The organism is Streptomyces sp. NPDC050211 (assembly GCF_040656035.1).
Classification (GTDB): domain Bacteria; phylum Actinomycetota; class Actinomycetes; order Streptomycetales; family Streptomycetaceae; genus Streptomyces.
This window is the reverse complement of sequence record NZ_JBFALC010000012.1, coordinates 124,334-137,417: the sequence shown is the minus strand read 5'-3', so window position 1 is coordinate 137,417 and position 13,084 is coordinate 124,334. Positions and strand designations below refer to the sequence as shown.

The 13,084-nt window shown below is 69.1% G+C and carries 17 protein-coding genes and 3 pseudogenes; 14 read left to right on the top strand and 6 right to left on the bottom strand.

What is annotated here, in order from left to right:
* Nucleotides 1–157: 157 nt before the first annotated feature.
* The 9 genes and pseudogenes from AB0I98_RS15765 to AB0I98_RS15725 all read left to right on the top strand — a co-directional run bounded on the left by AB0I98_RS15765 (nucleotide 158) and on the right by AB0I98_RS15725 (nucleotide 6,222).
* Nucleotides 158–414: pseudogene (locus AB0I98_RS15765) on the top strand (hypothetical protein).
* Nucleotides 415–453: 39 nt separating this feature from the next.
* On the top strand, nucleotides 454–1,155 hold the full coding sequence (locus AB0I98_RS15760) for a DUF5994 family protein (protein WP_362941097.1): 702 nt from the start codon (nucleotides 454–456) through the stop codon (nucleotides 1,153–1,155).
* A gap of 10 nt (nucleotides 1,156–1,165) precedes the next feature.
* Complete coding sequence (locus AB0I98_RS15755; protein ID WP_362941094.1) at nucleotides 1,166–1,441, top strand: hypothetical protein; 276 nt, start codon at nucleotides 1,166–1,168, stop codon at nucleotides 1,439–1,441.
* Nucleotides 1,442–1,510: 69 nt separating this feature from the next.
* Complete coding sequence (locus AB0I98_RS15750; protein ID WP_210579774.1) at nucleotides 1,511–1,822, top strand: STAS domain-containing protein; 312 nt, start codon at nucleotides 1,511–1,513, stop codon at nucleotides 1,820–1,822.
* A gap of 295 nt (nucleotides 1,823–2,117) precedes the next feature.
* Nucleotides 2,118–3,359, top strand: a complete 1,242-nt coding sequence (locus tag AB0I98_RS15745) for a PP2C family protein-serine/threonine phosphatase (RefSeq protein WP_362941091.1) — start codon at nucleotides 2,118–2,120, stop codon at nucleotides 3,357–3,359.
* A 497-nt stretch (nucleotides 3,360–3,856) separates the two neighbouring features.
* Complete coding sequence (locus tag AB0I98_RS15740; protein WP_362941088.1) at nucleotides 3,857–4,282, top strand: STAS domain-containing protein; 426 nt, start codon at nucleotides 3,857–3,859, stop codon at nucleotides 4,280–4,282.
* A gap of 46 nt (nucleotides 4,283–4,328) precedes the next feature.
* Entirely contained in the window at nucleotides 4,329–4,691 is a 363-nt protein-coding gene (locus AB0I98_RS15735) for a hypothetical protein (protein WP_362941085.1), read from the top strand.
* A 61-nt stretch (nucleotides 4,692–4,752) separates the two neighbouring features.
* Nucleotides 4,753–5,427, top strand: coding sequence for an ANTAR domain-containing protein (locus tag AB0I98_RS15730; RefSeq protein ID WP_362941082.1), 675 nt, complete (start codon nucleotides 4,753–4,755; stop codon nucleotides 5,425–5,427).
* Between the two features lie 78 nt (nucleotides 5,428–5,505).
* On the top strand, nucleotides 5,506–6,222 hold the full coding sequence (locus tag AB0I98_RS15725) for a GAF and ANTAR domain-containing protein (RefSeq protein ID WP_362941079.1): 717 nt from the start codon (nucleotides 5,506–5,508) through the stop codon (nucleotides 6,220–6,222).
* Nucleotides 6,223–6,642: 420 nt separating this feature from the next.
* Here the strand turns inward: AB0I98_RS15725 and AB0I98_RS15720 are convergent, their stop codons facing one another.
* On the bottom strand, nucleotides 6,643–7,464 hold the full coding sequence (locus AB0I98_RS15720; protein WP_362941076.1) for a SigB/SigF/SigG family RNA polymerase sigma factor: 822 nt from the start codon (nucleotides 7,462–7,464) through the stop codon (nucleotides 6,643–6,645).
* A 328-nt stretch (nucleotides 7,465–7,792) separates the two neighbouring features.
* Between AB0I98_RS15720 and AB0I98_RS15715 the strand changes: the two genes are divergently transcribed.
* Together AB0I98_RS15715 and AB0I98_RS15710 are read left to right on the top strand one after the other, a co-directional pair.
* Nucleotides 7,793–8,443, top strand: coding sequence for a hypothetical protein (locus AB0I98_RS15715; RefSeq protein ID WP_362941073.1), 651 nt, complete (start codon nucleotides 7,793–7,795; stop codon nucleotides 8,441–8,443).
* Nucleotides 8,444–8,856: 413 nt separating this feature from the next.
* Nucleotides 8,857–8,986: pseudogene (locus tag AB0I98_RS15710) on the top strand (PRC-barrel domain containing protein); the annotation flags it as partial.
* 502 nt (nucleotides 8,987–9,488) lie between these two features.
* On the opposite strand, the gene AB0I98_RS15705 reads toward AB0I98_RS15710, so the two are convergent.
* Complete coding sequence (locus AB0I98_RS15705; RefSeq protein WP_362941070.1) at nucleotides 9,489–9,851, bottom strand: three-helix bundle dimerization domain-containing protein; 363 nt, start codon at nucleotides 9,849–9,851, stop codon at nucleotides 9,489–9,491.
* A 759-nt stretch (nucleotides 9,852–10,610) separates the two neighbouring features.
* Between AB0I98_RS15705 and AB0I98_RS15700 the strand changes: the two genes are divergently transcribed.
* From AB0I98_RS15700 to AB0I98_RS15690, 3 genes and pseudogenes are all read left to right on the top strand, one after another.
* Nucleotides 10,611–10,880, top strand: coding sequence for a hypothetical protein (locus AB0I98_RS15700; protein WP_362941067.1), 270 nt, complete (start codon nucleotides 10,611–10,613; stop codon nucleotides 10,878–10,880).
* Between the two features lie 6 nt (nucleotides 10,881–10,886).
* On the top strand, nucleotides 10,887–11,012 hold the full coding sequence (locus tag AB0I98_RS15695) for a hypothetical protein (RefSeq protein WP_362941064.1): 126 nt from the start codon (nucleotides 10,887–10,889) through the stop codon (nucleotides 11,010–11,012).
* A gap of 12 nt (nucleotides 11,013–11,024) precedes the next feature.
* A pseudogene (locus AB0I98_RS15690) lies at nucleotides 11,025–11,159 on the top strand (hypothetical protein); the annotation flags it as partial.
* Nucleotides 11,160–11,327: 168 nt separating this feature from the next.
* Here AB0I98_RS15690 and AB0I98_RS15685 read toward each other — a convergent pair.
* The 4 genes from AB0I98_RS15685 to AB0I98_RS15670 all read right to left on the bottom strand — a co-directional run bounded on the left by AB0I98_RS15685 (nucleotide 11,328) and on the right by AB0I98_RS15670 (nucleotide 12,844).
* A complete protein-coding gene (locus tag AB0I98_RS15685) occupies nucleotides 11,328–11,687 on the bottom strand; it encodes an ANTAR domain-containing protein (RefSeq protein WP_362941062.1) in 360 nt (119 codons plus the stop codon).
* Nucleotides 11,688–11,727: 40 nt separating this feature from the next.
* Nucleotides 11,728–12,084, bottom strand: coding sequence for a PRC-barrel domain-containing protein (locus tag AB0I98_RS15680; protein ID WP_362941059.1), 357 nt, complete (start codon nucleotides 12,082–12,084; stop codon nucleotides 11,728–11,730).
* Entirely contained in the window at nucleotides 12,081–12,482 is a 402-nt protein-coding gene (locus tag AB0I98_RS15675; protein WP_362941057.1) for an ANTAR domain-containing protein, read from the bottom strand. Before AB0I98_RS15675 ends, AB0I98_RS15680 begins: the two co-directional genes overlap by 4 nt.
* 83 nt (nucleotides 12,483–12,565) lie before the next feature.
* On the bottom strand, nucleotides 12,566–12,844 hold the full coding sequence (locus AB0I98_RS15670) for a hypothetical protein (RefSeq protein WP_099505908.1): 279 nt from the start codon (nucleotides 12,842–12,844) through the stop codon (nucleotides 12,566–12,568).
* Between the last annotated feature and the right edge of the window lie 240 nt (nucleotides 12,845–13,084).

Genomic DNA, 13,084 nt, shown 5'->3' with positions numbered 1-13,084 from the left:
CGGCGAAGCAATCCGCCCACCCGCCTCGCCCAGATCCCGCAGGAACCCACGTACCGGACAACAGCGAGGCCGGCCCTGACCGTTTCACAGACCGTCAGGCACAGACGATGAAGGGCAGGATCACGGAAGCCTTCCGGCGGAACGGAAGCGGCCCCCGATGATGTACGACCAGACGCGCGCCCAGCAGCCCGCGGACCGCACCCCGGGCGCGAAGCCGCTGCTCCCGTCGAACGAACAGGACAAGATCGTCCAGCGCCTACGACGAAGCCACCGCACTGCTCGTGAACGCCCTCGCGGAACGGCGGCGTCCTCTTCGCGCCGGCCGCCAGGACCGGGACCCCGACGCACAGTCCGACGAACTCCGGCAAGCGCTGAGGCAGTACCGAGATCACCCAGCGACTGCTCCAGCTCTAGGCCGCCGCAGGTCCGCGCTGCGACGGAGCACGGAGTAGTGTGGACGGTACCGAGGGCAATTCGCACACCGGCTTCCACGCCGGGTCGTTCTCGGCGAAAGATGAAACCCGGACCGCCGCTGAGGCTGCCCGGAGACGGGTCCGCATCATGTCGGCGACCTTGCACCCCACCCTGCACCCCGAGCCCGTCGCAGCCCCGGCCGCGCGTCTCGCATTGAAGACCGACGGCACCTCGCGCGGACTCCTGGACGGTGCCTGGTGGCCCCGCTCCCGGGATCTGCTGAGCGAACTGCCCGCGCTGACCGACGTGTTGGACCCCTTGGGGGGCCGCATCACCCGCATCGCCGTCAATCCGATGTACTGGCCGGTCATCCCACGCCAGGTTCCCGTGGGCGGCCACATCGTCAAGGTCGGCTGGTTCACCCCGGAAATCGACCCGCACAAGCTGCTGCTGCTCTCCTACCGCACCGGACGCTGGGACCTGCTGATCATCCCGCCCGAGACCGGGGCGGAGTCGGCGGCCCGGCTGATGGCCGCCGCGTCCGACCACGACGGCCCGCCCCTCACTGCGAGCGCGCTCATCGCCGCGGACAAGGCCCGGCACGGCGTCGCCGCGACCGACGGGCCACTGGACCCGGACGAGGCATGGGAGTACGAGGGCGGCGCCTCCGCGGTGTCCACGGTCGTCCCGGAGCAGCCCGGTGCGCCCGGTCGGGCCAGTCACCTGATCGTCGGTAAGTGAGGCGGCCGCCATGAACACCTTCCTTACAGCCGCCGCCTTCATCGTCCTCATCGCAGTGGCGGCATACGTGATCCACCGGCTCAACCTCCAACACGCCGACAGGATCGCCGTGCACCGGTACACCGCCGCCCTGCCCGGCCGCCGCGGACGCGTCACGCCGCAGCCCCCGGTGGAACCGGACCGATCCGAGTCACCGACCGCCGGCGAACGACGTGACCACCGCGACGGAGGCCGCGGCCGCTTCCCGCCGCGCCGCCGCCGCAGCCGTACCACTCACCACAGGTGACCAGCCGCTTTCCGTCACCGGGCCATCGACTGTGCGGGGAGCGGCCGGGGGCCCATGAACCGAGGCGTCATGACTCTTCCGCAGCTGAACATCTACCGGCACGACCGGGGCAGGCGAGCACTGATCACCCTGGCCGGCGAGATCGACCCGGCTACCGCGCCCCAGGTGCGCGCTGTTCTGGAGCGATGCCTGAGTGACGGCATCACCACCATTGACGTCGATCTGACCACCGTCGGCCTCTGCGACAGCAGCGGCCGGCGCGTCTTCCTCGACGCGTCGCGGCACGCCGCCGAGACCCACGCGTGCCTGCGGCTGCACCACCCGTCCCCGCAGACCGCACGGCTCCTCGCGGACACCGGCTCCGATCTTCTGCTCCTGTGACGGCTCCGGGAGAGATGTGGTGCACAACGGGCCGGAGAGCCATCTGTTCCGACCGTGTGTGACATGCCGCGTCTGGCGTAGTGGGCTGTTCGGCGTGGCAGGTCGCGTCACTCTGTGCGGGTTGATCGCGGTCGTGCCAGGAGCCCGTGTGTACAGATCACGTGAGCGGGTCGAGCGCATCCGCCGTGCCCGTAAGACGGACCGCGCATGTCGGTGCGGGCACTGGACTCGCTGTACGAGGTGAGCATGGACACGGCGGCCGAAGCTTCGACGACGCCGGCGCAGGGGTGCGGCTATGGCAGAAGGTGAGCGGCAGCCTGACAAGGGCATGCTGGACCGGTCGGAAGGGTTCGGTGAGCGGCTGCTGGGGATGCTGTTGGACCGGGCACACGAGATGCCGCCGCAGCTGATCGCACCGCTGATCGCGGAAGAGGTGGCCAGGGTCGGTGGCCGCGACGTCTCGATCCTGCTGCAGGACTACGGCCAGCAGGTGCTGGTGCCGCTGCCGGGTCGGCGACTGATGGTCGGCGAGCCTGAGCCGATCGATGACTCTCCCGCCGGCACGGCCTTCCTGCACGCGACCCCTGCCGAGGTGCCGCAGTCCGACGGCGTCCGGATGTACCTACCGTTGCTGGACGGCAGCGACCAGGTGGGCGTGATGGCCCTCACCCTCGACACCCTCGATGACAACGACCGGCGGCTGCTGCGCAGACTCGCCGGCCTGGTCGCCGACATACTGGTCACCAAGCACAGCTACACCGACCAGTTCTTCCTTGCCCGGCGCCGCGAACCGATGAGCGTGGCCGCGGAGATCCAGTGGTCCCTGCTGCCGCCGCTGGCGATGTCCGTCCCGCAGGTCGCGGTGGCCGGAATCCTGGAGCCTGCCTACAGCGTCGCAGGCGACAGCGTCGACTACGCCCTCAACGAGGACATCCTGCACGTGGCCATGGTCGATGCGATGGGCCATGGCCTGGACGCCGCCACGATGGCGACCGTCGCCGTCGGGGCCTACCGGCACGCCAGACGTGCCGACATCGGCCTGTCCGAGATCTACACGTTCATGGACCGGGCCATCGCCGAGCAGTTCGGGCCCGACCACTTCGTCACCGCGCAGATGATGCGTCTGAACATCGCAACGGGCCACCTGCAGTGGGTCAACGCAGGCCACCCCGCACCGCTGCTGATCCGCAACCACCAAGTCGTCCGGCAACTGACAGGCCCGACCACCTTGCCAGTCGGCTTCGGCGGTGAAGAGCCCCAGATCAGCCGGCAGATGCTCCAACCCGGCGACCGAGTGCTGTGCTTCACCGACGGCCTGATCGAGGAGCACGAAGCCGGCGAAGAACAATTCGGCGAAGAACAACTCATCCACTGGGTCAACCGCATCGAACACACAGAGAAGGGGGTACGAGCGGTGGTGCGCTCACTCTCCCACGCCCTGAAGCAGCAACGGGGCGGCCGCACCACCGACGACGCGACCCTCTTCCTGATCGAATGGCGAGGGGGCGCCGCCGACCACCTCGTGCTCCTGGAGTGAGCCGAGAACCGCACCACCGAAGACCGGGCCGACGCCACAGGGTCCCGCTGCCTGGCCGGCCTCGGTGCGCACTCGCCCTGGCTGTCCGCCGGTGCGCCCCTGCCCACGGCCACACACGGAATGCTTTCTGTCCGACTGCCGTTGCGATGCCTCGGACATGCGCGAGCCACCGCGCTCTTTGCACCGTCCAGATCCTGGGATTGGGGAGCTTCGGACCGTCCACCACACAGCGCGAGGACTACGCTGCTGTGCAGACGTCCCAGACCCTGGCGGCATGCTGTTGCTGAACACAGATGGCTGCCGGGTGCGGACTCTTCGTCTGTCACCCGGCGCATCCCTGGAGGGAACCGGGTGGGTCCTCTGTCCTGTTGCGCAGGCTGTCGGACCGGCCGCTGCTCTGCCTCCGCCGAAAGTACGCCCCTGCCGGGAGCGCGCCCAGGGGGCCGGAACTCCGGCTCACCGTGCCGCTGCCGGATGGTCTTCCGAACCGAGGCGTCATGCCCCTGCCCCAGCTCACCGTCTACCGCCATGACCGACGGAAACGGGCGCTGATCACCCTGTCCGGTGAGATCGACTTCGAATCCGCGCCGTTGGTGCGCGTGTCCTTGGAGCGGTGCCTGCGAGACGGTATCCGCACGATCGACGTCGACCTCACCGCTGTCAGCTTCTGCGACTGCAGCGGACTCAACGCATTCCTCCGCGCTGCGCAGCAGACCACCGTGGTCGGCGGGACCCTGCGACTGCACCATCCGCCAACGACGCTGGCTCGGATTCTCGACCTCGCCGACTGCGGGTTCCTGCTCCTCGGACCTCCGTTCGACCACCTGCCACCTCCTCTCGGCGACACCCCGACCACGCCCCGTCCAGCTCCACCGCACCGGTCTGCCCCGCTTGCTCCTGTTCTCTCGGGCGATGCGCGATGACGGCGGAACCCGGGTGGGGACAGCCACAGAAGCCGACGGATGGCAGGTGGACAGACTGATGGGATGCGCCTTCGGATTCCCGATACGCGTCGACGGCTCCTGGTGGCTCGGCTTCGAAGGAGCATTGCCGCGCAGTATCGAGCAACTCACGCTGTCCGGCAGCGTCTTCGCATTCGGTGACATCATGATCCGGCCGCACCCGCAGGAACGTGGCCTGGCCCGTCGTGTGCTGGAGCGGCTGCTGACCGACCACCAGGCATCACTCGGCCCCACGTTGGTGGGAGAGCTTCGCAGGCCAGCCGGCCCCACCACGTTCCGCGCACTGGCATTTCCCGTCGGGGAGCGGACCACGGCGAGGATGGACGGCCTCGTCACGATGCCTGGAGGCGGTGGCCCGGGTGGGGTCTGACAGGCGGTCGACCCGTATTCAGATGCTGGTGGCCGAGCAGGCGGTCCGACGAGGTGCCCGGGTGAGTGTGGTGGACGTGTGCACCGCGGCCGTGGCCGCGCTGCCGGTCGGCGGGGCCGGGCTGTCGGCGATGTCCCGGACCACGGCGAGCCATCCGTTGTGCAGCACCGACGACATCAGCGAGCAACTGGAAGAGCTCCAGCTCACGCTGGGCGAAGGGCCCTGCGTGGACGCCTTCACCCATGGCTCGGCCGTCCTGACGCCCGATCTGCTGACCGGTGCCTTGCAGGACCGCTGGGTCGTGTTCGCGGATGCGGCCCTGGAAGCCGGGGCACGCGCCGTGTTCGCGCTGCCCCTGCAGATGGGGGCGATCAGCCCGGGAGTCCTGGACCTGTACGCCGACGTGCCGACCGTGCTGGACGCCGAGGAGCTGGCCGACGCGCTGGCCTTCGCCGATCTCGCGACGCTGCTCCTACTCGATGCGCGGATCGACGAGACGGGCGCACCGGCAGATCGGGGCTTCGAGGACCTGGGCGGATACCGGGCGGAGATCGACCAGGCCACCGGCATCCTCACCGTCCAGCTCGAAGTCGGCATCGACGAGGCCTTCGTACGGCTGCGCGCCTACGCCTTCATGCGGGGACGCCGGCTCGCCGACGTGGCCGCCGACGTAGTGGCCCATCGGCTCCGCTTCTTATCGGACTCGGAACCCGGACGGACCGACGAGGAGACCTGATGTACCGGTGCCATCCGACGAACGTGCCGCGCTTCCCGCCCCTTCCCGGCGGGCATAGTCTCCATCGAGGGTGACACGATGAATCAGCAGCTCCTGGCCAAGACTTTTGTCGAGCTGGCGGACAACCTGGTTGCCGACTTCGACCTGATCGACTTCCTGCGCCTGCTCACCGACCGCTGCGTAGGGCTGCTCGACGCGAGTGCCGCAGGTGTGCTGCTTGCGGACCGCGACGGCGAGCTACGCGTGATGGCCGCCTCCGACGAACAGGTACGGCTGCTGGAGCTCTTCCAGCTGCAGAACGACGAGGGCCCCTGCCTGGAGTGCTTCCACACCGGCACACCCGTGGCGGTCACCGACCTCACCCGGAAGGTCGACCGCTGGCCGCGCTTCGTCACGGCGGCCCACCGCAGCGGCTTCGGCGCCGTCCAGGCACTGCCCATGCGCCTGCGGGACGAGACCGTGGGCGCCCTGAACCTCTTCCGCACCGCTCCCGGCCCCTTCGACCCACTCGCCCCGCACATCGCCCAGGCCTTGGCCGACGTCGCCACCATCAGCCTGCTGCAACAACGCACCGCCCAGCGCAGTACCGTCCTCAACGAACAGCTGCAGACGGCGCTGAACAGCCGGGTGCTGATCGAACAGGCCAAGGGAAAGCTCGCCGAACGTCAGGGCGTCGACATGGAACAGGCATTCAGCGCGCTGCGCGGATACGCCCGCGCCCACAACCGCCGCCTGTCCGACCTGGCCCGCGCCTTCATCGACGACTCCGAACCCCTCCCCGGCCTGGGGTCCTGACCCACTCCGCGCCACAGTCGACACGCTACCGACCGCGATCCCTGCGCCGGGGTTCGCGTTCCGGACGGCCGCCGCCGCCCCTGCGGCGGCGGCCGTCCGTGGCGCGAGGATGGGAAGCCCCCTCCACCGTGTCCTCGCGCGTTGTCCTCCGCGGCGGCGGGACTGGTGGGAACACCCCGTCTGGAAAATGCCGGGAGGACGGAGGCTGGAGCCGCGCTCTTCGGCGATGCGGCTCCGGCCGGGCCTCGTTCTTCCGACTCGGGGGCTGGGAGCCTGGGTGGGGAAACTCGGGAAACTTGGTACCTGACACGGTCGCAGTCCCGTATTCCAGTCCCGTATTCCCTGCGTGGAGCCTAGAGCAGATACAGGCGAAGCGAAACAGGGCCGTTCGCAGGCGCCGCCCCTGTACCCGGGACGTCGTCAAGCGGTCCTCGTCGGAACGCGGGGATCGGCCATCACCTGGTCGTGCAGGCGTGCACAGGTGCGGGTGATCAGACGGGAGACGTGCATCTGAGAGACACCGAGCTGCAGACCGATGCGGGCCTGCGTCATCTCGCAGAAGAACCTCATGTACAGGATCTGGCGTTCGCGTTCGGGCAGGGCCCGCAGCAGGGGTCGTAGCGTCTCACGGTTGACGACCCGGTCGAATCCGGGCTCCATGCCACCGAGAGTGTCGGCCAGCGGGTAACTGTCCGCGGAGCCGCCGGGCAGGGCGTCCAGTGACAGGGCGGTGAAGCTCTCCAGCGCCCCCTGGCCCAGCAATACGTCCGCCTCGGTCAGTCCGGCGTGTGCGGCGATCTCGTGGACGGCGGGTATCGATCCGCCCAGCGAAGTGCTCAGCTCATGGTCGGCGGAGCGGACCTGACCACGCAGCTCCTGTACGCGCCGTGGCACGTGCACGACCCAGAGTTCGTCACGGAAGTGACGCTTCACCTCGCCGAGGATCGTCGGTATGGCAAAACTCGGGAAGGCGGTGCCGAGACTCGGGTCGAAGCGGGACACCGCCTTGACCAGGCCCAGTTGGGCGACCTGCTTGAGGTCTTCGAAGGTCTCACCGCGATGACGGTAGCGCCGGGCCAGCCGTACGGCCATCGGCATCCAGGCGCACACCACCTCCTGGCGCAGCGCGGACCTCTCCGGACCGTCCGGCAGAGCGGCGATACGGCGGAAGGCTGCGTCGGTGTCCGGTGCGTCGTCGTAGCGGTGCGCGCTTCGTGGGCTCTGCGTGCGTTCGGCAGCCATGGGCATGTGTCTCCCTGATCGGTGGCGTCACTCACCGTGGGAGCCGGCAGACCGCAGCACACAGGGGAGCAGCGAGAGCCGCTCCCACGGGGGTGCCTCCGGTCTGAAGCACCGCGGACGGTTTCCCGGACAGCCCGCTTTCAAACCGTTCAGCTGTCTGCGCACCAGTGGCCCCGTGCCCCCAACGGGCCCCGGCGCGGTGCTGATCCGGGGCTATGCTGCTGTACAGACGTCCCGGACCCCGGCGCCGCACCACCCATCGGCCACGACGGCACTCCCGTACATCTCCTGGTCTTCCATCTCCCGGTCTTCTGAACCGAGGCGCCCCATGAGCAGCCCGCGGCACCCGCACGAACCCGAAGGCTCAGAGCGTCCTGTCCTGGACACGGTGCGGCTGCGCCGACTGAACCGCTGGCAGGCCGAGGGTCTGCGGGAGGACCTGGCGGATCTGTACGTGGAGTCGTCCCTCACCCCGCCCGGCGAGGAGTTCCGCGGCCGGCAGGAGTTCCTGCGCCGGCTGGAGCGCGACGTACAACTGCCGGGATTCGACATGCTGGTCGCCGAGGCAGAGGGCTTGACCGGCTGTGTCTCAGGGATCCCCGTGCCACGCGACGGCTCCTGGTGGGAGGGGTTCGACGGACCGATGCCGCAGAACCTGGAACAACTGACCGCGTCCGGGCACGTCTTCGCGATCCTCGAAACCCTCGTCCATCCGCACCAGCACGCCCACGGGCTCGCCCGCCGGCTCCAGGAGAGTCTGCTCGCCGACCATCACTCCTCACTCGGCGTCACCTTGGTGGATCAGTCCGCCCGTACTACCAGTGCCGCCTTCAAGGACCGGGGCTGGCAGGAAGCAGGGCAGATCCACCGCACGCCCGGTCAGGCGGCCCTGCGGGTACTGGTTCTTCCTCTTGGCGAGCGCACGGAGGACCATCCCGACGGCCTCGCCCACAACGACCGCACCCAACGGCCCGAATAGCCCGCACCGGCCGGACACGGCGCGAACGAGGCGTGGAGGAGCGGGGGGATCTGTCTCCGGAGCAGGAGGCGAGGCGGATCGCGGCGGTACGTCGGTACGACATCCGCGTCCATGTGGGGCCGCGTCCTGCGTCACTCGGTGCCGGACGGTCGAGCAAAGGCCGGGCCGGCCCGCTGCTGCGCAGGTGAGCGAGTCACGGATCCACCGCACTGGCTTCTCCGTCGAGGATGCGAGCCGCACCAGCCGCAGTAGCATGGATTGTGGGTTGGCTCACGCTCACGTGCAGCCGCCCGGAAGGGCGACTCCGGCGTGGTTGCGCCGGAGTCGTTGTCACAGCCGCACAGCCGGTTCCGGGCACGCCGGGTCCGTCCGAGGGACGCGGCCCGCATCGAACGGTGTCCCGCCCAGGAGGGACAGGGCCGCCGACTCTCCGACGCCTGGTCTTCGTGCCCCTCGACGACGCACTCCTGGGGCCCGGGCTACGTAAAGATCTCCTACACCAGGAACCTGGTGAGGAAGGCTCCATCGATCGGCACGGACGACAGCTCGCACGCCGCTGAGCGACGGCACGGTCGGAGGGAGGTGTCCGAGTCGTGGCGTTCTTCCCCCTGTTCGTCCTCGTTGCCGTCGTTCTCGTGGCCGATGTGACAGTGGCCGCCGTGCGGGTATCCCGGCGCGCCCGGCGGCGCCCTGTCCGCTGACGGCGACGGGCGGCAGCAGACGGACACGGCCTTGCCGCGTACCGTTCAACTCGTACGACTGCAAACCTCGCCGACGCGGCGGCCGCGGGCGCCAGGCTCTGCGTCGTCGTGGGTGGGGCCGGCGGTCTCTGGCTCACCCAGTGGGCGGTGAGCGCTCGCTGGGAGCGGGTACACGTGCGGAGGCTGCGGTACAAGCTCCCCCAGCTCGATGGGCCCCACCACGAGGACTTCGAGTTTGCGGTACGGGACTTGACGCGCCGTGACGGGAGGCGCTGGGTGATTCAGTCCAAGCACCGGCAGGACGGGGCCTCGGGATCGCCGGTCGGTACCCCGGATCGGACGCTTCACCTCGGAGTGTGCGCCGCTCGCGAAGTCCCAGAAATTGCATCTGGTCGACCGCGGAACGCGCTTCGAAGCCTCTTCAGAGCCGTGGTGGCGGAGTGGCCTCGTGTCCCGTCGGACTCCTCGCGCAGGGGAGCCGTGGGATCGGGGCGACGGGCGAGTTGCCGTAGCTTGGTGCGGCTGTTGTGCTCGACGAGGATCGGCACGTAGTTCGCGATACGAGCGTTACTGAGCGGCTGGTAGCAGTCCTGCACCACCTCCCGCACGACCGCGGCCGGCAACAGGTCGGCGTAGGAGGCCGTCAGGTGGTCTGTGAGCTTCTGAAGGGTGTCGGGCAACGCAGCCTCGACCGTGTTCGCGCCCATGGCGCGCTCCTCACTGTCACAGACGGCCGACCGCGGCAGCCGATCAGTATCCGGGTGCTCGGCGTCGGGCCGTCCACTTCCCACACTTGCACGGATCGCGTCCCTGGAACGGTCCGGCGGGTCTGTTCATCTACTCGCCATCTCGGAGCGGTCGACCTGCGGGCGGGGCGGCAGAGAGGTGCGCGACTGCTGGGCACGGTCCGTACGGCGGGTTAGGGGAGTAGGCTGGTGTTACCGAGGGTATTTCGCGCACCGGCCTCCATGCTTGTGTCGTTTTCGGCGATTGGATACGCCGGGCCGGTTCCGACCGGTCCGGAGCAGGGTTCGCATCATGACTGCGACCGTTTCGTACGCGCCGGCACTCGAAGACCGGTCCTCCTCTCCATCTCTCCGCATGTCGCCGGCTCTCTCCGGTTCGGCACCGGCGCCGCTGGATGGCGCCTGGTGGGCCCGCGCCTGTGATCTGGGGGCGGAACCTCCCTCATTGACTGCGACTCCCGTCTCAGCCGCCTGGCTGATGTCGGCCGCGGGCGCCCCACTGCGAACGTCGACCACGGGCCGGTTGATGGAGGAGGCTGCGCGTCTGCGCACCGTGGCGGCGACCGACCGGGCCGTGGAGGCCGTCTGGGACGCCGAAAGCGGCCATGAGGCGCGCGGTCCGACCTCACGTCCACGGATCCCGGCAGTCACTGCTCCGGTATTCGGTATTCCGACAGTCGCTCTGCCGACGCCGAATCCGGCAAAGGGGGTGTGAGGGTCATGGACATCTTCGTAACCGCGCTGGTGCTCCTGGCGATCGTCGCTGTGGGTGTGCTCCTGATCCACCTGCTCAACAACCAGCACGACGAGCGCATCGCCGCTTTCCACTACGGCCGCTCCCCATCGGCTGTCCGGGGGTTGGCACCATCGGCCCCGTGGAAGCTCCGCGGTCGCGCCGGAACGAGTGGCGCAGGCGATCGCCGCGACCACCGCGACGGGGGACGCGGACGGCTCCGGCCACGGCGCCGGACCCGGATGGCGGGGAAGTGAGTCGCCATGCTCCCCGCCACGCACCCCGTCAGGCTTCTGGCAGACACCAGCACTGAGCCGGTGCTTCCCGGCACCGCGGTCCTGCGGCTGGAGACGACAGCCAAGCGCACGGGAACGTTCGACGGCGTGTGATGGCCGCGGACACGCGACCTCAAGAGCCAGTGGTCGGGTCTCCTCACCGCCCTGACGGCTCGCCTGCGCCCCATCGCCCGCGTGGGCCTCGACGCGAGCGACGGGGGGGTCCCCCCTGGCCGTCTGTTCGTCGACGGGCAGAGTTGAAACCGCGTCGACTCCATCGTCCGTGGCCTGGCGAGTGGCGGAGCCAGGCCGGTGTTTGAGTTCCACCAGGCGGGCTACTCAGCAGGGGCGTCCGGCGGCCGTCCTGGACAAAGGCACCGGAGAGTTGAGTTCACAGCTCCCGGTGCCGTCCGCTGGACACGTACGCCGTCATCTCCCGTTCGCCAGCTGGAGGCGCCGCAGTGCTCGGCGCAGCTCCCGCTGTATCGGTTGCGGGAGCGTCTGGTCCTTCGTCGTGGCGACCAGGGCCGCAGCCACGTCACGGAGCTTGATGTTGCAGTGCTGCGACACGTCCACCAGCAGGTCCCAGGCCCGGTCGCTGGAACACGGTGCCAGGACCATGACCATGCCGCGCGCCTGGTCGATCACCGCACGGCTCGCCAGCGCCCGCTCCAACTGCTCGTTCGTGGCGCGTAGTTCGACGACCTCGGCCAGCAACGCCGCATCCTTCGCCGGAGGAACGGTCCTCAGCAGTCGCCGTTCTTCACGGGGCGTGGTCACCTGGTGCATGGTGCGTACCTCACAGGGCAGTCATCCTGTCCATTGGTGGTCAGCGGCGTGCCAGTTGCCGTTCGCCGGCCGCACCGGGCTTGTAGGCCAGTCCGTAGTGCTTGAAGATCGCTTCCTCCTGCTCGGCGGGCAGCACGTCGTCGGTGCCGATCGAAGGGGCCTGCTTCACCAGTGCTTTGACATAGCCGACCTTGAGATAACCCGGCCCGGCGATCGCATCCTCGAGGGGGACGAAGACCAGACGGTGCCGGGTGGGCAGTCCGGTCCGTACCGTGGCCATGGCCGGCTCATCGGTGGTGGTGTCCACATAGACCGCCTCAAGAACACCGATCTTGTGCGACTCGGCATCGACGACATCGCGGTTGCGCCATTCTCGGACATCGGCTGCGTGAATCATGCCCCTCCCCTTCCAGGCGGCGCGCCCGCCGGTGGTGCGTCGCACTCCCGGTCTTGCGCGTAAAGCCGCCGCAGCGCGTGCCGCAGCGCCCGCTGCATCAGCCGCGAGAGCGGCTCACCCTCCCAGGCGGCGACCAGGGCCGCAGCCACCTCCGGAAGTCTGGCGTTGCACTGCCGCGAGATATCCACCAGCAGGTTCCTGGCCGGCCCACGGCGGCAGGGGGCCAGGACCATCACCATGCCGCAGGCCTGATCGATGACCGCAAGGCCGGCCAACGCCCGCCGCAGCTGATCGTTCTCGGCACGCAGTGCCACGACATCCTGAACCGCCGGGTCCTCTACCGAGGTCTCGGCCGTCAGATCCCACCAATCCCCCGGGAGCATGGTTGTGCGATGCATGGCACGTACCTCTCTACGATTTCGACGCGTCCGGTGTGGCTGCGGCCGTCCCGGAACCTCTGGATGCCAGGCCAGTTCATCGGTCACCCGCGGCGTTCGCGGTCCCGACGGTCCTCGCGCCTCCAGCGCGCCCGGTGCTGACGGCTGTAGCGCCGGTCCCAGCGGTCCTGACGCTCCCGGCGGTTCTCGTAGTCCCGGTACTCCCTGCGATCGGAGCCGTCACCACGGATCCAGCCTCCACCGCGATCGCGGCCGTGGCGGGTGACGCCGAAGACCAGCACGGCTGCGGCCACCCACCAGAGAGGGCTGAGGAAACCGAGGCCGAACAAGACCAAGATCAGGACGAGAAGGAGAACGAACACGATGGGCCTCCCCGGAGCGGAACAAGGCATCACTGCCGGGGGCCGGGGCCTGTTCCAACAGACTAGCCCTGCGCAGGGATTACGGACAGCGCCGCGTACAACGGTCTTGCACCTGGAGCAGATGGCCACTTGACATCTGTCCAGGGAGTGCGGCCAGGCCTAGCGTGCTAGGTACGCCCGAGCCCCCGGCAGCGTCGATCACCTTTCGCGCTCCTTCGGGGGCGCACCCTGCGCATCAGT